Consider the following 18,889-nt stretch of genomic DNA (forward strand, 5'->3'; position numbering starts at 1 on the left):
TCCAGCTTTCAGTGGGAGGGGTCGAGCACGAGCTTGCCGACCGTGCGGCGGGCTCGCAGGTCCTGGTGGGCGGTGGCGATGTCGGACAGCGCGTACTCGCCGCCGACGATCGGGCGGAGCTTGCCGGCCGCGGTCAGATCGAACAGTTCGGCCAGCGGGTCACCGAGCGACGCGGGGTTGGCGAAGCAGTCGGCCAGCCAGAAGCCGGCGATCGTCTTCGAGCCCTTCATCAACCGGCTCGGGTCGATCGGCGCGGCGGACTCGCGGGACGCGGCGCCGAAGGTGACCAGCCGGCCGAACCGGGCCAGCGCGGCGAACGACTCGTCGAACGTCCAGCCACCGACCATCTCCAGCACGATGTCGACGTGCTTGCCGCCGTTCGCCTCGATGATGCGGTCCTTCAGCCCGTCCGGCGTACCGTCGATCGCGGCGTCGGCGCCGAGCTCGAGCACCTGCTTGCGCTTCTCGTCCGATGAAGCGGTCGCGATCACGCGGCCGGCGCCCCACAACTTGGCGAGCTGTACGGCGAGCGAGCCGACCCCGCCGGCACCCGCGTGCACCAGGACGGACTCACCGGGCTGAAGATGCGTGGAGGTCTTGAGCAGGTGCCAGGCCGTGGTGCCCTGCAGCACGAGGGCGAGCGCCTGACCGTCGGTGACACCTTCGGGGACGTCCCAGACGTACGGCGCGTGCGCGACAGCCTTCTCGGCGTACCCACCGGATCCGACCAGGGCGACCACGCGGCGGCCGTCCTCGGTGTGACCGACGACCTCACCACCCGGGATCAGCGGGAGCTCCGTCTTCGAGAGGTAGCTGTTCTCGACCTGATGCGTGTCGGCGTAGTTGATGCCGGCGCGATCGACAGTGATCAGGACCTGGCCGTCACCGGCGACCGGCTCCGCGACGTCGCTGACCTTCAGGACCTCGGGTCCACCGAACTCGGTGATCTGAATAGCTCGCATACACCGTACTATACACTGTACGTTAAGAGCATCGAAGGGAGATGGGTCACATGGCGCGGACGCCGCGCAACACGCTCAGCGCCGACCTGATCGTGCGCACCGCGCTCGAGCTGATGGAGGGCAAAGGCACGGACGCGCTCAGCCTTCGCGGCGTCGCCGCCGAGCTCGGGGTCGGCCCGATGGCGCTCTACACCTACTTCCGCAACAAGGACGACCTGTACGACGCCGTGCGTGATCACCTGATGGGGCTGCTGCCCGCCGTACCGCAGGATGCGCCGTGGCCCGACCAGGTCCGCGCGGTCTGCCGGTCGCTGCGGCTGCTGATGCTGCAACATCCTTGCCTTGCGCAACTACTTGCGGGGCGGCCGTTGAGCGGGCACGAGACCGCCCGGGTGGCCGAGGGGCTGCTCGGCGTACTGCTCGCTGCCGGGTTCGACCCGCAGACGGCGGCGCGGACGCACACCACGCTGTTCACCTATGTGCTCGGGGCAACGTCCTGGGAGATCCAGATGGCCGCCGAGCGCCGGGACCCGCAGAGTTGGCGGCGGCTCCGGACGACGATGGAGTCGCTGTCGGCGCGCGAGTTCCCGTCGGTGGTCGAGCTCGCGCCGGAGCTGGCGCGGACGACCGGCGGCGACGAGCAGTTCGACTACGGGCTGGATCTGCTGCTGGCGGGGTTACAGGTCAGAAGACCAGCGTGACGATGGCGGGGTTACAGGTCAGAAGACCAGCGTGACGATGGCGAGGATGCCGATGCAGACGATCAGTGCGCGCAACGCGATCGGCGGCAGCCGGCGGCCGTAGCGGGCACCGACGAAGCCGCCGATGGTCGAGCCGACCGCGATCAGCCCGGCGGCGAGCCAGTCGACGTCGCCGACGATGATGAACAGGATCGCGGCCACCGAGTTCACGACCGTGGCGAGGACGTTCTTCAGGCCGTTCATCCGCTGCAGGTTCGGGTCCAGGCCGAGGCCGAGGATCGCCATCAGCAGGACGCCTTGCGCGGCACCGAAGTACCCGCCGTAGACGCCGGTCGCGAACACCGCGGGAATCACCCACCAAGCACCCCGGTGCACGTGCGTCGGCACGCTGATCCACCGTGAGAGCAAGGGCTGGAACGCGACCAGCAGGCAGCCGAGCAGGATCAGGACCGGTACGACGGCGTGGAACGCGGAGGCGGGCAGGGTCAGCAACAGCACTGCGCCGAGGATGCCGCCGAGCAGGGAGGCCGGGATCAGCCTGATCATGCGGCCGCGTTGCCCCTGGAGCTCGCGTCGGTAGCCGATCGCGCCGGCGGCCGTGCCCGGGGCGAGGCCGATGGTGTTGCTGACGTTCGCCAGCACGGGCGGGATGCCGACGGCAAGCAACGCGGGGAAGGTCAGCAGCGTACCCGATCCCACCACGGCGTTGATCGTGCCTGCGCCCATCCCCGCCACCAGGACGAACAGCGCCTCGAACCATGTCATCGCTGCCCGACTTTACGCACCTGACCGCACCGCCCGCTCACCAGTCCGTCCGTTGAACAAACAAGCACCTGGTTGGACAACAGAAAGCCTTCCCAGGGTGGGCCTGGGAAGGCGTTCTGTTGTCGAGCTGTCTGATGGTCAGCGTTGCGGGGGCTCGGCGGCCGGGGGCTCCTGGGAGGGTGCGGCCGGCGGGGGTGTGATCGACGGGGTCACCGGGATCTGGCCGCGGTTGCCGACGGCGGCGTTCTCGGCGGCGGCGATCGCCTCGCGGACCGCGTTGTCGGCCTCGGCCACTGCCGCGGCCGGCGCACCAGTTGTCGCCCCGGTGCTGTCCAGCTCCGGCACCTCGCCGTTGGAGAGCTCCGGCGCCTGCCACGTGCCCTCGGCCTTCGCCGGGATGCCGGCCACCTGGCCGACCGCACTGCCCAGACCCTTGAGCGCGTCGCCGATCTCGCTCGGCACGATCCACAGCTTGTTCGCGTCGCCCTGAGCGATCGACGGCAGCATCTGCAGGTACTGGTACGCGAGCAGACCCTGGTCGGGCTTGCCGGCGTGGATCGCGTTGAAGACCGTGGTGATGGCCTGCGCCTCACCTTGCGCCTTCAGGATCCGCGCCTGCCGCTCGGCCTCGGCCCGCAGGATCCGGGACTGCTTGTCACCTTCGGCGGTGAGGATCGCGGACTGCTTCTGACCCTCGGCGGACAGGACCGCGGACTGCCGCATACCTTCCGCGGTGAGGATCGCGGCGCGCTTGTCCCGGTCTGCGCGCATCTGCTTCTCCATCGAGTCCTGGATCGACGGCGGCGGGTCGATCGAGCGCAGCTCGACCCGGTTGACCCGGATGCCCCACTTGCCGGTCGCCTCGTCCAGCACGTAGCGGAGCTTCTCGTTGATCTCCTCACGGCTGGTCAGCGTCTGCTCCAGATCCATGCCACCGATGATGTTTCGCAGCGTGGTCATGGTCAGCTGCTCGATCGCCTGGATGTAGTTGGAGATCTCGTACGTCGCCCGGACCGGGTCGTTCACCTGGAAGTAGATGACCGAGTCGATCGACACCATCAGGTTGTCCTCAGTGATGACGCCCTGGGGCGGGAACGCGACGACCTGCTCGCGCATGTCGATGGTGTAGCGGACCTTGTCGACGTACGGCGTCAACAGGTTCAGCCCCGGCTGCAGACCGGTCCTGAACTTGCCGAACCGTTCGACGATCCCGACGGTCTGCTGCTGCACCACCCGGACGGACTTAACCAGTGTGACGATCACCAGCAAGGCGACCAATGCCAACACTATGAGGAACGCGGTCACTTGACCCTCCACTCGACAGAACCCTCAGGACGGACAGTCTTTCCTATCGACGGTCCACCTGGCGTACCGGTTCCCGGCGCGTCGGCTGCCTGATCGCACAGGTACTCTGCCGTCCCTCAATTCGACAGTACTGCGCAGGTGGGGCCACTCAACCGGGGGGCCTGAGCTCAGCTCTGCGGTGGGTCCGAGGGATTGGGGTTCGGGGCCGGATTGTCGGTCGGCTCGGGGCTGTTGAGCTCGTGGTGCAACGGCTCGCCGACCGGGTACACGATCGCGGTCGGGCCGTCGATCGACATCACCTCGACCCGCGTCCCCGGCTCGATCGTCGACACCTCGTCGTACGGGCGGGCCGTCCAGAGCTCGCCGTTCAGCCGGACCGAGCCGCCGCCGTCGGGATGGATCTCCTTGACCACGGTCCCGGTCCGCCCGATCACATGGGCCGAACCGGTCTTCAGCTCGGTGCCGTTATGGAGCTTGCGGACGATCATCGGCCGGATGGCACCGAGCATCGCCGCGGCGGTGATCAACCCGACGACGATCTGCAGCCACAACAGTCCCGGGAAGAACGCCGCCACCCCGGCGGCCGTGAGCGCACCGGCGGCCAGCATCAGCAGCGTGAAGTCGAGCGAGGCCAACTCGGCCAGACCGAGGACAGCGGCGATCGCCAGCCATGCCGCCCACATGTTGTCCCGCAGCCAATCCATCATTTCCCAAGCCTATCCACGTTGGGGCCTCCAAGCAGATGTTTGGACGCGTCAGCCGGGGTGCGGGATCCCGGGTCAGAGGGCGCGGGCGGTGTAGCGGCCGTCCTCCTGCTTCAGGGAGAGGGCCAGGTCGAAGGTGTCGCTCAGGGTCTCGGCCGTCAGGGCCTGGTCCATCGGGCCGGCCGCGACGATGCGGCCCTCCTTCAGCAACAGCGCGTGGGTGAAGCCGGGTGGGATCTCCTCGACGTGGTGGGTGACCAGCACCATCGCCGGCGCGCCGACCGCGGTCGCGATCGAGCTCAGCGAACGGACCAGCTGCTCCCGTCCGGTCAGGTCGAGGCCGGCCGCGGGCTCGTCCATCAGCATCAGTTCGGGGTCGGTCATCAGGGCGCGGGCGATCTGGACCCGCTTCCGCTCCCCCTCGGACAGCGTGCCGAACGTGCGGTCGGCGAGGTGCGCGATGCCGAGTTCGGCCAGCAACTCCTTGGCCCGCTGGTGGTCCAGTTCGTCGTACTCCTCGCGCCAGCGGCCGAGTACGGCGTACGACGCGGAGACCACGACATCCGAGACACGCTCGCTCCTGGGCAACCGGTCGGCCAATGCGGCACTGGTCAGTCCGATGCGGGGCCGCAGCTCGAAGACATCGACGGCACCGAGCACTTCACCGAGCAGTCCGGCGACACCGGCGGTCGGATGGATCTGGGCGGCCAGGATCTGCAGCAGGGTCGTCTTGCCGGCGCCGTTCGGCCCGATCACCACCCACCGATCGGCCTCGTCGACGGTCCAGTCGATCCCATCGAGCAGACGCGCGCCACCGCGAACGATCGACACCCCGGCCAGCTCCACCACTGCAGTCATGCTCAAAACCTACGGGGTGCCCGCGTGCGATCGTCGCGCACCCTGCCGGAGTCGTCCGGACGGACTGGTGGTGGGAGACTGTCGGGCGTGCTGACCACCTCCGCCTCGGTCCGGTTCACCGTGTGGACGAACGCGATGCTGACCGGCGCCTGCGACCCCGACACCGCCGCACAGAAGATTCTCGGCGACGACGTCGGTCATCACGTCGCGGGTCTGACCGGGCATCCGGAGCCGGCCACCTTGCCGGTCGCGCTGAACCTGTTGCGTGCCGCAGGAGCAACCCAAGCCCACCTCGCGCTGCCCGTCCCGGGTGATCCGATCGGGCTGGCCGGTCCACCGCCCTTCAACGAGGCCGCGCTCGAAACCGGCGAGGCCGTCGTACTCACGGGCGCCGACCTCGGACTGGTTCCGGCGTACGTCGGGCCGGCCGTGCAGTGGTCCGTGATGCCGGCGACGAGCCCGCTGCCGGCCGATCTCGGCGAGGCGGATCGCGGTCTGCGGATGGCGTTGATCGACGCGGCCGAGTCACTGGCCGCGCTCGACGTCGCGCGCTGGAAGCCGGAAGTCGCGGACGCGCTGATCGACATCCGCCGGATCGGCAGCGGCCGGAACGATGATCTTGCACCCGGCTACCAGCCGCGTGCGGTGAAGGCGGCCGCCACCGCAAGGCGCTGCCTGGCGATCGCCGACGCCGCACTCGAGGACGACGGCGCCGCGGTCACCGGAGCCGAGGCCGACGCGCGCCGACGCGCCCTCCTCGACCTCGCCGCCGCGGCGCGTCGCGCTCTGGTCGCGGCCTGCGATCCGCCTGTTCATGCCTGAGATCTGGACCGGGCAACGCAACGTCATCCGATATGGGTAGCGTTCGTGCTGCCATGACTGGACAGGGTGAGGACGAGAAGCTGGCCGCCGAGCGGCCGACCGTGCTGGTGACGTTGACCGGCACCGACCGGCCGGGGCTGACCTCCGCCGTACTGTCGACGATCGCCACCCGTGGGCTCGAGGTGATCGACGCCGAGCAGGTGGTCCTGCGGGGCCGGCTGGTGCTCGGGGTGCTGCTGTCCGCACCGCGCGACTACAAGGACCTGAAGGAAGAGCTCAAGGCGCTGGCGAGCCTCCTCGACGTCGAGATCTCGGTGAAGAAAGGTGTCGGCGACAACGAGCCGCGCCGCAAGGGCCGCAGCCAGGTGACGGTGATCGGGCGTCCGCTGTCCGCCGCCGGACTCGCCGCGATCGCCGGCCGGATCGCCGACACCGGAGCGAACATCGACCGGATCAGCCGGATGGCGCGCTACCCCGTGACCGCGATGGAGTTCGCCGTCTCCGGTGCCGATCCGGACGCGCTCCGGACCGTGCTCGCGCTGGAGGGTGTCCGGCAGGGCCTCGACGTCGCCGTGCAGGACGGCGGGCTGTACCGCCGGGCCAAGCGGCTGATCGTGATGGACGTCGACTCGACGCTGATCCAGGGCGAGGTGATCGAGATGCTCGCCGGCCACGCGGGCCGGCAGGACGAGGTGGCCGCGGTCACCGAACAGGCGATGCGCGGCGAGCTCGACTTCGCCGAGTCGCTCCGGCACCGGGTCGCCCGGCTCGAAGGTCTGCCGGTGTCGGCGCTGGACGAGGTGTACGACGCGATCGAGCTGGCACCCGGGGCCCGGACGCTGGTGCGGACGCTGAAGCGGCTCGGGTACAAGTTCGCGATCGTCAGCGGCGGGTTCAGCCAGATCACCGACAAGCTGGCCGCCGAGCTCGGCATCGACTACGCCAAGGCGAACGAGCTGGAGATCGCCGACGGCAAGCTCACCGGCCGCGTCATCGGCGAGATCGTCGACCGGGCCGGCAAGGCGACGGCCCTGCGCCAGTTCGCCGAACGCTCCGGTACGCCGCTGACCCAGACGGTCGCGATCGGCGACGGGGCCAACGACCTCGACATGCTCGCCGTCGCCGGCCTCGGCGTCGCGTTCAACGCCAAACCCGTCGTCCGCGCGGCCGCCGACACCCACCTGAGCGTCCCCTACCTGGACACGATCCTCTACCTGCTCGGCATCAGCCGCGAGGAAGTCGACGCCGCGGACGCCGACAACCCGGCCTGATTGCAAGAACGTGCAAAAACGCCGCGCATCCCGGCCGTGGTGCGGGAAGATCGAGGCATGGTGCCACCCGGATTCTCGAGTCGTCCCGCGACTGTCGACGACGCGGACGCGATCTACCAGCTCATCGCGGCAGCCGAGATCGAGTGGCACGGGCGAGCCGAGGCAGTGCAGGATCAGGTCGCGGCGGACCTTCGGCGGCCGGAGCTGCGACTCGAGCAGGACACCCTGCTCGTCCACGGACCTGATGGTGAGCTGGCCGGCTGGGCCTGGGTGCATCTGGGCAAACGCGCGCAGATCGAGGTGCATCCGTCGTACCACGGGCTCGGGATCGGGACGGCGCTGCTCGACTGGGCCGAGCAGCGGTCGCGGGAGGCCGGCAGCGAGTGGCTGGCGCAGGCGGTCGACGACCAGGACAAGGCCGGCACCGTCCTGCTGCGATCGCGGGGGTACGACGTACTCGCCACCAACTGGTTGCTCGAGCGTCCGCTGGACCTAACGGTGCTGCGAGACCTGCCCGAAGGGCTGACGCTCACGCCGTACAACGAGACGCAGGCCCGCGCTGTCCACGAGCTCATCCAGGACGCGTTCTCCGCGTTCCAGCAGCGGCGGAAGTCGTACGACGAATGGGCCCGGCTGACCGTTGAGCGGTCGAGCTTCCGGCCGAATGCCTCGACCCTCGCGTACGCCGGTGACGAGCTCGTCGGTGTCGTGATCGCCCTCGACCTGACGGACACGAACGAGGGGTACGTCGAGCAGCTCGCGGTCCGCGCGGATCACCGGAACAAGGGCATCGCCCGGGCGATGCTCGACGACACCTGTGCCGAGTTCCACCGGCTCGGCCGCCGGACCTGCATCCTCTGGACCCACTCGGGCACCGGCGCTCTGGGCATGTACGAACACCTCGGCATGCGCGTCCGCCGCAGTACGACGGTCTACCGCAGCACCTTCTGATCCGGCTTCTGATCCGTTCCGTGACGAGCGGTTGACACTTCGGGGTGAGAGCGCTCTCATTACGTCATCAATCCCTGCCGTACCGTCGAACCATGCTGGCCCTCGTCAAGGCGGGATCCTCGGTAGCACTGCGGAGGGTCCCTGATCCGGTGCCCCAGTCCCACGAGGCGCTCGTCCGGGTGAACACCTTCGCCCTGACTCACCGCGACCTGGTCGACCTCGTCCAGGAGCGGCGGATCAAGGGGCGGGTCGTGTTCCGTCCGCGGTGACGGATTGGGGGGTTGGCGGGGGTCAGCACCTATTCTTCGGCTATGTCTGATGTGCAGGGTGGGCCGGGGGCTCTGTTTGCTATTGGTGGCGCCGAGGACAAGCTGAAGAAGCGGACGGTGCTGCAGGAGTTCGTCGAGGCGGCGGGTGGGGCGAAGGCGCGGATCGTGGTGGTGCCGACGGCGTCCGCGCTCGGGCCCGACGTGATCGACGTGTACCGCGCCCTGTTCGCCGCGCTCGGGGCCGCGAGTGTGGTCGGCGTACGTCCGGAGAATCGGGAGGACGCCGACGACCCGGCGTTCCTCGAGCCGCTGGACGACGCCACCGGGATCTTCATGACCGGCGGCAACCAGCTCAAGCTCGCCGGCGTCGTCACCGGTACGGGGTTCGGCCGCGCGGTCACCGCCGCCCACCAGCGCGGTGCCGCGGTCGGCGGTACGTCGGCCGGCGCGAGCATCCTGGCCGAGCACATGATCGCGTTCGGCCGGTCCGGGGCGACCCCGCGGCAGCGGATGAGCCAGCTGGCCGGCGGTCTCGGCCTGGTCCAGGGCGCAATCGTCGACCAGCACTTCGCCCAGCGGAACCGGTACGGCCGGCTGCTGTCACTGGTCGCCCAGTCCCCCGGCCTGCTCGGCATCGGCGTGGACGAGGACACCGCGGCCGTCGTCCGCGGCTCTCACCTCGAGGTCGTCGGCCGTGGCGCGGTGACGATCTTCGACGGCAGCCGGATCACGTCCAACGCCCACTACGCCAAGCGATCCGAGCCGATCCTGGCGTCCGGCGTCGTACTGCACGTCCTGCCCGCGACCGCGACGTTCGACCTGCGGGACCGGGTCCTGTTGTCGTACGGCCCGCAGCCGCCGGCCGCGGAGATCGCCGAGCTCGAGGCCGCCGAGGCGGACCTGCGCAAGCTGGCCAAGGACATCGCCGCCGAGGGGGTGTCACCCAGGTACTACGAGGAGCACAAGCGGCGGGCAGGGCGCCGTACGGCGAAGACCACCAGGCCGGCCGCCGCCGGGGAGTCCAGACCGGAGGCGACCGAGCCGATCACGGCCGGCGCCGAACTCAGCCACCCCGACACCCCGCAACCAGACAGTGAGCTGCATTGATGGCCGCACCAGCTGAGACCACCGGCACCCCCGCCCCCGACCTGAAGATCATCGAGACCCGGGTCTACCGCGGTCCGAACGTGTGGAGCTACGACCCGGCCATTCACCTGGTCGTCGACCTGGGATCGCTGGAGAACTTCCCGTCGAACGCCATCCCGGACTTCTCCGAGAAGCTCCTCGAGTACCTGCCCCGGCTCGACCAGCACCACTGCTCACGCGGTCGTCGCGGCGGTTTCATCGAGCGGCTGCACGAAGGCACCTGGCTCGGTCATATCGCCGAACACGTCGCGCTGCAGCTCCAGCAGGAGGCCGGCCACGACATGCGCCGCGGCAAGACCCGCCAGGTCAAGGGCGTCCCGGGCCGCTACAACATCACCTACGCGTACGCCGACGAGGCGGTCGGACTCGCCGCCGGTGAGCTGGCCGTCCGGTTCGTCAACCACCTGGTGCAACCGGACCCGGAGTTCGACTTCACCACCGAGCTGGAGAAGTTCATCAAGCGGGCCGAGCGGACCGCATTCGGCCCGTCGACACAGGCGATCGTGGACGAGGCGGTCTCCCGCGACATCCCGTGGATCCGGCTGAACAAGGCCAGCCTGGTCCAGCTCGGCCAGGGCGTGCACGCGAAGCGGATCCGGGCCACGATGACGTCCGAGACCGGGTCGATCGCGGTCGACATCGCCAGCGACAAGGACCTCACCACCCGCCTGCTCGCATCCGCCGGCCTGCCGGTGCCGCGATCGGAGTCGGTCCGCACGGTCGAGGAAGCGGTCACGGTCGCGCACAAGATCGGGTACCCGATCGTCTGCAAACCCCTCGACGGCAACCACGGCCGCGGCGTCTGCCTGAACCTGCAGAACGCGGACGACCTGCGCGAAGCGTTCCCGATCGCGGTCGAACAGTCCCGGCGCGGCTTCGTGATCGTGGAGAACTTCGTCACCGGCAAGGACTACCGCTGCCTGATCATCAACGGCCGGATGGAGGCGATCGCCGAACGCGTGCCCGCGCACGTCGTCGGCGACGGCGTCCACACCGTGGCCGAGCTGGTCGACATCACCAACGCCGACCCGCGGCGCGGTGTCGGCCACGAGAAGATCCTGACCCGGATCACGGTCAACGCGGCCGCGCGGGAGCTCGTCCGCAGCCAGGGCTTCGAGCTGGACGACGTACCGCCCGAAGACGTGATGGTGAAGCTGACGCTGACCGGCAACATGTCCACCGGCGGCATCTCGATCGACCGGACCTGGGAGGCGCATCCGGAGAACGTCGAGATCGCCGAGGAGGCGGCCCGGATGATCGGGCTCGACATCGCCGGCATCGACTTCATCTGCCCGGACATCACCCAGCCGGTGCGCGAGACCGGCGGCGCGATCTGCGAGGTGAACGCGGCACCGGGCTTCCGGATGCACACAAACCCGACGATCGGCGAACCGCAGTACATCGCCAAGCCGGTCGTCGACATGCTGTTCCCGCCGGGCGCGACCAGCCGGATCCCGATCGTCGCGGTGACCGGGACGAACGGGAAGACCACCACCGCGCGGATGATCAGCCATGTCTTCAAGGGCATCGGCCGCAAGGTCGGGATGACGTCGACCGACGGCATCGTGATCGACGAGCGGCTGGTGATCCGCCAGGACGCTTCCGGGCCGAAGTCAGCGCGCATGGTGCTGCAGAACCCGCGGGTCGACTTCGCCGTCTTCGAGGTCGCGCGGGGCGGGATCCTGCGCGAAGGGCTCGGGTACGAGCGCAACGACGTGGCGGTTGTCCTCAACATCCAGCCGGATCACCTCGGCATGCGCGGGATCGACACCCTCGAGCAACTCGCCGATGTGAAGGCGGTGCTCGTCGAGGCGGTGCCGCGGACCGGGTACGCCGTACTGAACGCGGACGACCCGTTGGTGGGGAAGATGCGGCGGCGGTGTTCCGGCCAGGTGGTGTGGTTCAGCATGGCCGAGCCGGGCAGCGAGGTGCGCGAGTACATCGAGGGGCACTGCCGGCGGGGTGGCCGGGCGGTCGTGCTGGAGCGTTCGGATCTCGGCGACATGATCGTGGTCAAGCACGGCCGGCGGTCGATGCAGCTGGCTTGGACACACTTGCTCCCGGCAACATTCGGTGGCCGGGCGATGATGAACGTGCAGAACGCGATGGCGGCCGCGGCCGCGGCGTTCGCGGCCGGCGCGCCGTTGCACGACATCCGGCAAGGCCTGCGGACCTTCAGTACGTCGTACTATCTGTCGCCCGGGCGGTTGAACGAGATCGACGTCGACGGGCGGACGGTGATCGTCGACTACTGCCACAACGCGCCGGCGATGCGGATGCTCGGCGACTTCGTCGACCGGCTGGGCGAGAGTCTGAGCGCCTCGTCCGAGCTCGGCCGGCCGTCGCGGATCGGGGTGATCGCGACCGCGGGTGACCGCCGCGACGACGACATCCGCGAACTGGGTGAGGTCGCCGCCGGGCACTTCGACGTCGTCATCATCCGTGAGGACGCTCGATTGCGCGGCCGCAAGCGCGGCGAGGCCGCTGCGCTGATCGAGGCCGGCGTCCGGTCCGCGATGGGCACCGGCGCCCGCTGCCGCCAGGTCGACACCGTGCTGGACGAGTTGACCGCGGTCCGCCACGCCCTCAGCCGGTCCAACCCGGGCGACCTGGTCATCCTGTGCGTCGACCAGCACCAGACCGTGCTGGCCGAGCTCGAATCCGTCTCCCACCTGGCCCAGGCCGGCGCCCGGTCGGGCGACGAAGGCGGCGACCCCGACTACCTACAGCCCGGGGACGAGCCCGACGTACCAGTGGAGTGACCGGATGAGCCGGCTAGCTGACCGGGTCTCGTCTCGGGAGGAGCCGGCGTCGGGGCTCCTCCTGGTCGATCCAGTCGAGGTCGTCCGAGAGTACGGCGTCGTTGGACTTGTGGGCGTACGCATCCGGCGGGGGTGGTGGCGGTGGGAGCGCGCGGAGTTTGAGGGCGACCATCGGGATCGCGAGCAGGGCGGCGACGACCAGCCAGGGCCAGTACTCGCGGAGCAGTGGCTCGAAGGACTGGAAGAACGCCTCGGTGGCGGCGTCGCCGACCGCGTCCATCGGCTTGCCGCTCGAGTCGCTGATCACCTGGACCGCGTCCACGACTCCGAATGACGCCAGGTAGAGAGCCGTCAGCGGCAACCAGAAGGATGCCGACCGCCATCCGCGCCGCCAGCAGGCCGCGTACAGCAGCAGCGCGAGACCGGCCGCGATGAGCAGGCCGTTCAGCTGCCACTGCCAGCGCCACTCGCTCAACTGCTCGGCGGGGCGCATCGCGTACCAGGCGACCGGAAGCGCGAGCGCGAAGGCCGCGACCACCGAGCTTCTGGAGCCCAGGGCGCCGAAGAACGCGCCGACGGCGCTTGCCACCAGCACCGTGATCACCAGCGACCGGTCCGACCAGCTGTTCCCGGTCAGCCACCACATGCCCCCGGCAACGATCAGGACCACCGGCACGGCGGCGCGCACCCGCGCGATCAGGAGCCCGGCCAGGACGCCGCCGGCGAATCCGCCCAGCACCAGCAGATCGATCCGCGGCGGCACGAACAGCGTCGTACCGCCCGGCAATCCCTTCAGGTACGTCGCGGAGAACCCGGCCACGAACCAGGCGATCACCGCGGACGGAATCGACCACAGGTAACGCATGACACCCCGTTCCCCGCCCCAACCACGGCGGACGGGGCTAGTGCTGGGCTCTCTCGACCTTGCTCTTCAAGATCTCCGGTGTGTCGACGGTAGCTCCCTGAGACCGCAACCACGCGTCAAGACTCGCCCGATCCTGCAGAGACATCACCGCGACCACATCCCCGGGCTTCGCCTCCCCGACCAGTGCCTGCGCGGCTTCGAGCTCGGTCGGGTACGCCGGTACGTCGTCCACCCCGACCGACGCGGCGCCCTCGCGGAACACCGTCTCGAGCTCGGTCGGCGGCCGGCCCCGCAGGTACTCGGTCTTGTGGCCGATCATCACCCGGTCCGCCCCGCGTGCGCCGATGGCACCCAGTGCAGCGACCATGTCGTCGGCCCGGTCCCCCGGCGAACCGAGGGCCAGCAGCAACCGTCCGCCTTCCGGCCGGACGCCGTTCATGATTTCGAGCAGTGCCTCCAGCCCGGCCTCGTTGTGGGCGAGGTCGATCACGACGGTGAAGTCGCGCAGCGAGTACATGTTCATCCGGCCGGGGTTGTTCTCGTTCGGCGCGAACGTGCTCAGCCCCTCGATCACCGCCGCCCGCGGCAGGCCGAGCCCGAGCGCCGCCGAGGCCGCGGCCAGCGCGTTCTCGACGTTGTAGTGCGACAGCCCGGACAGCGTCATCGGTACGTCGACGACCTTCAGCAACGGCTCCGGGTCGCTGGCCTGGTCGAGCACCGTGATGAACCCGTCCAGGACGGTCGTCGCCCGGCCGCCCTCGTCCAGCACGGTCCGGATCGAGGGCGAGTCGGCGTCGCGCGAGAACACCCAGCACTTGGCCGGCGAACCGAGCCGCATCGCGAACGTCCGCGGGTCGTCGCCGTTCACCACGCACCAGCCGCGCGGCCGGGTGATGTGGGTGATGACCGCCTTCACCTCGGCCAACTGGTCGACCGTGTCGATGCCGCCGAGGCCCAGGTGGTCTGCGGTGACGTTCGTGACGACCGAGACGTCGTTCGAGATCACGCCGACGCCGCGGCGCAGGATGCCGCCACGGGCGGTCTCGGTGACCGCGAGCTGGATCCCCGGCTGGGCCAGCACCTGACCGGCGCCACTCGGTCCGGAGAAGTCGCCGTACTTGACCAGTTCGCCGTCGAAGTAGACGCCGTCGGTGCTGGACCAGCCGACGTGCAGGCCGGCCGCGCGGCCGATGTGCGCGATCATCCGCGACGTCGTGGTCTTGCCGTTCGTCCCGGTCACCGCGACCACGGGCACCTTCGGGCGCAGGGTCGGCGGCGGATTGCCGGGCGGTTCGTTCCGGACCCGGTCGCCGACGGTCGTGATCAGGTCGGTCAGGTCGTCGGCTCCGAACGCGTCCAGCACCTCGACGATCGCGGCCCCGAGCGCCCGCGCACGGTTCTCGTGGGCCCACGGGAACGCCACGACCAGGCGCCGTACGTCGGACTCCGGGCGGACCCGGACACCGATCCGGCCGATCCCGGCCTCGCGGGCGATCCGCCGTACGACGTGACCGGCGACACGGATCGCGAACCGCTGGCGGAACCCGGACCCGATCCGGCCGGGCCGGGTGGTGCCGAGACCGATCGCCTGGCCGTAGGCCTTCGCGGCCGGGGCCGGGGCGTCGACGAGGGCCGACACGTCGAGCGTGAGCTTGACGGCCGCACGGCTGAAGTAGAGGTTGGCGCCGTCCAGGACCCGGAGCTCGACCAGCGATGTGGCCACCTACGCTCCCATCGCGTGGTAGCCGCCGTCGACGTGCACGATCTCGCCGGTGGTCGCGGGGAAGAAGTCGCTCAGCAACGCGACGATGGTCCGGCCGGTGGGCTCCAGGTCGGTCGGGTCCCAGCCCAGCGGAGCGCGGTCCAGCCACGGCCCCTCGAACTTCTCGAAGCCCGGGATCGCCTTCGCGGCCAGGGTCTTCAGCGGACCGGCCGAGACCAGGTTGCAGCGGATGCCCTGGGCGCCGAGGTCGCGGGCCAGGTACCGGCTCGTCGACTCGAGTGCGGCCTTGGCCACGCCCATCCAGTCGTACCCGGGCCAGGCGACAGTGGCGTCGAAGGTCAGCCCGACGACGCTGCCGCCGCGGCTCATCAGCGGCGCACAGGTGATCGCCAGCGACTTGAGCGAGTACGCCGACACGTGCACGGCCTGGGACACGTCGTCCCACGGGCCGTCGAGGAACTTGCCGCCGAGGATGGTCTCCGGGTTGCCGTAGGCGATCGAGTGCACGACCCCGTCGAGGCCGTCGACGTGCTCGCGGACGGCATCCGGCAGCGCGGCCAGATGGTCCGGATTCGTCACGTCGAGCTCGAGCACCGGAGGCTCGGCCGGGAGGCGTTTGGCGATCCGTTTGGTGATGCTCAGCGCGCGGCCGAAGTTGGAGATGAGCACGGTGGCGCCTTGCTCCTGCGCCACTTTGGCGGTCGCGAAGCCGATCGAGGAGTCGAGCGTGACGCCCGCGACCAGGATGCGCTTGCCGTCGAGGATGCCCACCGGCGTCCCTTTCTAGAAATGGTGTGTTGTCAGTTGCCCATGCCGATGCCGCCGTCGACCGGGATCACCGCACCGGTGATGTATCCGGCCTCCTCGGACGACAGCCAGCGGACCGCCTGCGCGATCTCCTCGGTCCGGCCGAACCGGCCGAGCGGGATCTGGCTCAGGTACTGCTTCTGGGTCTCCTCCGGCAGGACCGCGGTCATGTCGGTCTCGACGAAGCCGGGAGCGACCACGTTCGCGGTGATGCCGCGGCTGCCGAGCTCGCGGGCGATCGAGCGGGCCATCCCGATCAGACCGGACTTGCTGGCGGCGTAGTTCACCTGGCCGGGCGAACCGAGCATGCCGACCACCGAGGAGATGAAGACGATCCGGCCCTTGCGCAGCCGCAGCATCCCCTTCGCCGCCCGGCGGGCGACCCGGAACGAGCCGGTGAGGTTGGTCTGTACGACGGCGTCCCAGTCGTCGTCCGACATCCGCAGCAGCAGCGTGTCGCGGGTGATGCCGGCGTTGGCCACCAGCACCTCGACCGGGCCCTGCTCCTCCTGGATCGCGTCGAACGCCGCGTCCACCTGCTCCTGGTCCGTGATGTCGCACTTGACCCCGAAGAAACCCTCCGGCGGCGGGCTGCTGTTGTACGTCACGGCGACCTGGTCACCGGCCTCGCGGAACGCGGTCGCGATCGCCAGCCCGATCCCCCGGTTGCCACCGGTCACCAACACAGACCTGCTCACAAGCCCTCCTCACTCGGCACCAGTGGAGGAACGCTATCGCCCGCCGCCCGCGCGTCCGGACGGCGGGTGCCCCTGCTCCCGCGCCGAGCGAGGCGAGGTGTGCTTTTCAGGAGTCTTCGAGGCGGAAGCCGACCTTCATGGTCACCTGGTAGTGATCGATCTGGTTGTCGGCGACATGGCCGCGGATCTCGGTGACCTCGAACCAGTCGAGGTGCCGCAGGGTATCGCCGGCCCGGCTGATTCCGTTGGTGATCGCCTGGTTCAGGCCTTCCTTGGACGTGCCCACGATCTCGGTCACGCGGTAGGTGCGGTCGGTCATGAGACGTACCTCTCCATCCTGGCCGCGCCGGGGCGAACGACGCGGCGTACCGTTGTTCTTGTTGAGGAGGATAGATGTCGAGACGTCGTGAACGGAGCGGCGAGACCGTCATCTCGGTGACGAGTGCGCAGCCGGGCCGGTCCGCGGATCTGGACAGCCGGATCGCTCGGTATGCCTGGATGATGTCGATCCGGATCGTCTGCTTCGTGCTCGCCGTGATCACCCCCTCGCCCTGGCGCTGGATGTTCATCGTCGCGGCCGTGTTCCTGCCCTACATCGCGGTCGTGCTGGCGAACACCCAACGGACCACGACGGTGTCCGACGCGCAGCCGTTCGTGGCCCCCGCGCGTCCCGCGATCGGCTCTCATCCGGCGGCCGTCACACCACCGGATCAGGCTCCCGATCCGGAGCCCGCGATCGACACCGAAAAGTGATCTGTGCCGGGACTGGAAACTTTGGCGGGATCCGTGTCAGAATCTCCCGCGTGCTCTGAAGTTCACGGATGAAATTCAGGGACTTGATGCGGCGTCGGACGGCTCCCCCCGTGGCTGTCCGACGTCGCTTCATTTCGTCCAGGCCATTGATAATTGAGTGGTCAGGAACAATTGCCCGCATGCACAGGAATGGGTGTCCCCGATGACTGACGAGGCACTCGCATCGGTCTGCTCCGCCAGGGGATGCGGGCAGCCGGCCACTTGGGCGCTGCTGTGGAACAACCCGAAGATCCACACGCCCGACCGGCGCAAGACCTGGCTGGCCTGCGACGAACACAAGGACAGCTTGTCCGACTTCCTGGCCCGCCGGTCATTCCTGCGCGAGGTCGAGCCTTTCTCCGGCTAAAGGCCCGCACCCGAAAAAGCATATTTCCGGATTGGGCCGGTATGGCGGTCAGCCGCCGATCGCGGACATCGGCCGGGTGGGTTGCAGGAAGCTCGGGTCGTTGATGCCGTGGCCGGGGAGTTTGTCGCGCAGCGCGCGCCGCCAGCGATCGGCCAGTTCGTCGTCGTCCGCACCCGCCCGCAGCGCCGTCCGCAGGTCCGACTCGGTCCGGGCGAACAGGCAGTCGCGCACCTGACCGTCGGCGGTCAGGCGAACCCGGTCGCAGTCACCGCAGAACGGCCGCGTCACCGACGCGATGATGCCGACCGTCTGTGGCCCGCCGCGCACCAGGAACGATTCCGCCGGCGCACTCCCCCGGGCCGCCGGGTCGGTCGGCGTCAGACCGAACCGGTCGTCGAGCAGTTCGTGGATCTCGTCCGCGGTGACCATGGTCGCGCGGTCCCAGCCGTGCTGAGCGTCCAGTGGCATCTGCTCGATGAAGCGCAGTTCGTAGCGGCGTTCCAAGCAGTACTCGAGCAGTTCCGGCGCCTGACGGTCGTTCACGCCGCGCATCAGGACGGCGTTCACCTTCACGGGTGTCAGCCCGGCTGCATGTGCCGCCTCGAGTCCGGCCAGCACGTCCTTGAGGCGATCCCGGCGGGCGAGCTCGACGAAGGTGTCCGCTCGAATCGTGTCGAGGCTCACATTCACCCGGTCCAGACCGGCGTCCTTGAGGGCTTGGGCCTGCCGGGCGAGGCCGATCCCGTTCGTCGTCAGCGACACCTCGGGCCGTGGCGTCAGCTCCGTCGTACGCGCGACGATGCCGACCAGGCCGCGGCGGAGCAGGGGCTCACCACCGGTGAAGCGGATCTCGCGTACGCCCAGGCGGGTCACCGCGATCGCGACCAGACGGACGATCTCGTCGTCGGTGAGCAGGTCGGGCTTGGCTAGCCACTCCAGGCCTTCCTCGGGCATGCAGTAGGTACAGCGCAGATTGCAACGGTCCGTGAGCGACACGCGCAGGTCGGTGGCGAGCCGGCCGAACCGGTCCGCCAGACCCGCCTGGGTCACCTCTTCCGTGGCCGTCATGTCTTCAGCCTACGTGCCGGGCGCGAGTCGTTTCAGGCGATGGCTTAAGTTCG

The 18,889-nt window shown here is 69.4% G+C and carries 20 protein-coding genes; 9 read left to right on the forward strand and 11 right to left on the reverse strand.

All coding sequences use genetic code 11. The features are described from left to right. Window positions 1-8: 8 nt before the first annotated feature. Window positions 9-962 (reverse strand): quinone oxidoreductase family protein, encoded by a 954-nt coding sequence (locus tag ACXC9Q_RS07100; protein WP_457055658.1) that lies wholly within the window; start codon window positions 960-962, stop codon window positions 9-11. Window positions 963-1,012: 50 nt separating this feature from the next. On the opposite strand from ACXC9Q_RS07100, the gene ACXC9Q_RS07105 reads away from it, so the two are divergent. Next, window positions 1,013-1,663, forward strand: a complete 651-nt coding sequence (locus ACXC9Q_RS07105; RefSeq protein WP_457055659.1) for a TetR/AcrR family transcriptional regulator — start codon at window positions 1,013-1,015, stop codon at window positions 1,661-1,663. A gap of 18 nt (window positions 1,664-1,681) precedes the next feature. On the opposite strand, the gene ACXC9Q_RS07110 is transcribed toward ACXC9Q_RS07105, so the two are convergent. The 4 genes from ACXC9Q_RS07110 to ACXC9Q_RS07125 all read right to left on the reverse strand — a co-directional run bounded on the left by ACXC9Q_RS07110 (window position 1,682) and on the right by ACXC9Q_RS07125 (window position 5,295). Further along, window positions 1,682-2,428, reverse strand: a complete 747-nt coding sequence (locus tag ACXC9Q_RS07110; protein ID WP_457055660.1) for a sulfite exporter TauE/SafE family protein — start codon at window positions 2,426-2,428, stop codon at window positions 1,682-1,684. Between the two features lie 138 nt (window positions 2,429-2,566). After that, the gene (locus ACXC9Q_RS07115) at window positions 2,567-3,733 is read right to left on the reverse strand and encodes an SPFH domain-containing protein (RefSeq protein WP_328521358.1); all 1,167 of its coding nucleotides are present in this window, start codon (window positions 3,731-3,733) and stop codon (window positions 2,567-2,569) included. A gap of 167 nt (window positions 3,734-3,900) precedes the next feature. Continuing rightward, window positions 3,901-4,440, reverse strand: coding sequence for an NfeD family protein (locus ACXC9Q_RS07120; RefSeq protein ID WP_457055661.1), 540 nt, complete (start codon window positions 4,438-4,440; stop codon window positions 3,901-3,903). Window positions 4,441-4,512: 72 nt separating this feature from the next. Next, the gene (locus ACXC9Q_RS07125; RefSeq protein ID WP_328521360.1) at window positions 4,513-5,295 is read right to left on the reverse strand and encodes an ABC transporter ATP-binding protein; all 783 of its coding nucleotides are present in this window, start codon (window positions 5,293-5,295) and stop codon (window positions 4,513-4,515) included. 87 nt (window positions 5,296-5,382) lie between these two features. Here ACXC9Q_RS07125 and ACXC9Q_RS07130 point away from each other — a divergent pair, with 87 nt between their 5' ends. The 6 genes from ACXC9Q_RS07130 to cphA all read left to right on the forward strand — a co-directional run bounded on the left by ACXC9Q_RS07130 (window position 5,383) and on the right by cphA (window position 12,516). After that, window positions 5,383-6,117, forward strand: a complete 735-nt coding sequence (locus ACXC9Q_RS07130; RefSeq protein WP_457055662.1) for a hypothetical protein — start codon at window positions 5,383-5,385, stop codon at window positions 6,115-6,117. A 53-nt stretch (window positions 6,118-6,170) separates the two neighbouring features. Then, complete coding sequence (gene serB / locus ACXC9Q_RS07135) at window positions 6,171-7,388, forward strand: phosphoserine phosphatase SerB (RefSeq protein ID WP_457055663.1); 1,218 nt, start codon at window positions 6,171-6,173, stop codon at window positions 7,386-7,388. Between the two features lie 57 nt (window positions 7,389-7,445). After that, complete coding sequence (locus ACXC9Q_RS07140; RefSeq protein ID WP_457055664.1) at window positions 7,446-8,339, forward strand: GNAT family N-acetyltransferase; 894 nt, start codon at window positions 7,446-7,448, stop codon at window positions 8,337-8,339. A 92-nt stretch (window positions 8,340-8,431) separates the two neighbouring features. After that, on the forward strand, window positions 8,432-8,608 hold the full coding sequence (locus ACXC9Q_RS07145) for a hypothetical protein (RefSeq protein ID WP_457055665.1): 177 nt from the start codon (window positions 8,432-8,434) through the stop codon (window positions 8,606-8,608). Between the two features lie 42 nt (window positions 8,609-8,650). Continuing rightward, entirely contained in the window at window positions 8,651-9,715 is a 1,065-nt protein-coding gene (locus tag ACXC9Q_RS07150; RefSeq protein ID WP_457055666.1) for a cyanophycinase, read from the forward strand. Then, on the forward strand, window positions 9,715-12,516 hold the full coding sequence (gene cphA, locus ACXC9Q_RS07155) for a cyanophycin synthetase (RefSeq protein ID WP_457055667.1): 2,802 nt from the start codon (window positions 9,715-9,717) through the stop codon (window positions 12,514-12,516). The genes ACXC9Q_RS07150 and cphA overlap by 1 nt, the downstream gene beginning before the upstream one ends. A 13-nt stretch (window positions 12,517-12,529) precedes the next feature. Here cphA and ACXC9Q_RS07160 read toward each other — a convergent pair whose 3' ends face one another. The 5 genes from ACXC9Q_RS07160 to ACXC9Q_RS07180 all read right to left on the reverse strand — a co-directional run bounded on the left by ACXC9Q_RS07160 (window position 12,530) and on the right by ACXC9Q_RS07180 (window position 16,928). Next, window positions 12,530-13,381, reverse strand: a complete 852-nt coding sequence (locus ACXC9Q_RS07160) for a hypothetical protein (protein ID WP_457055668.1) — start codon at window positions 13,379-13,381, stop codon at window positions 12,530-12,532. A gap of 37 nt (window positions 13,382-13,418) precedes the next feature. Next, on the reverse strand, window positions 13,419-15,104 hold the full coding sequence (locus tag ACXC9Q_RS07165; RefSeq protein ID WP_457055669.1) for a Mur ligase family protein: 1,686 nt from the start codon (window positions 15,102-15,104) through the stop codon (window positions 13,419-13,421). Then, on the reverse strand, window positions 15,105-15,875 hold the full coding sequence (gene fabI, locus ACXC9Q_RS07170; protein WP_457055670.1) for an enoyl-ACP reductase FabI: 771 nt from the start codon (window positions 15,873-15,875) through the stop codon (window positions 15,105-15,107). It abuts the gene before it with no gap. Between the two features lie 29 nt (window positions 15,876-15,904). After that, a complete protein-coding gene (fabG, locus tag ACXC9Q_RS07175; RefSeq protein ID WP_457055671.1) occupies window positions 15,905-16,609 on the reverse strand; it encodes a 3-oxoacyl-[acyl-carrier-protein] reductase in 705 nt (234 codons plus the stop codon). Between the two features lie 106 nt (window positions 16,610-16,715). Beyond that, the gene (locus ACXC9Q_RS07180) at window positions 16,716-16,928 is read right to left on the reverse strand and encodes a dodecin (RefSeq protein WP_328521372.1); all 213 of its coding nucleotides are present in this window, start codon (window positions 16,926-16,928) and stop codon (window positions 16,716-16,718) included. Between the two features lie 74 nt (window positions 16,929-17,002). On the opposite strand from ACXC9Q_RS07180, the gene ACXC9Q_RS07185 reads away from it, so the two are divergent. Both ACXC9Q_RS07185 and ACXC9Q_RS07190 read left to right on the forward strand, forming a co-directional pair. Then, window positions 17,003-17,362: a DUF3099 domain-containing protein gene (locus ACXC9Q_RS07185; RefSeq protein WP_328521373.1), complete on the forward strand. Its 360-nt coding sequence runs from the start codon at window positions 17,003-17,005 to the stop codon at window positions 17,360-17,362. Window positions 17,363-17,564: 202 nt separating this feature from the next. Continuing rightward, window positions 17,565-17,768 (forward strand): hypothetical protein, encoded by a 204-nt coding sequence (locus ACXC9Q_RS07190; protein ID WP_457055672.1) that lies wholly within the window; start codon window positions 17,565-17,567, stop codon window positions 17,766-17,768. A 48-nt stretch (window positions 17,769-17,816) separates the two neighbouring features. On the opposite strand, the gene moaA is transcribed toward ACXC9Q_RS07190, so the two are convergent. After that, window positions 17,817-18,836, reverse strand: a complete 1,020-nt coding sequence (gene moaA, locus ACXC9Q_RS07195; RefSeq protein WP_457055673.1) for a GTP 3',8-cyclase MoaA — start codon at window positions 18,834-18,836, stop codon at window positions 17,817-17,819. Window positions 18,837-18,889 lie beyond the last annotated feature (53 nt).

The sequence above is a fragment of the Kribbella sp. CWNU-51 genome, from assembly GCF_054073265.1.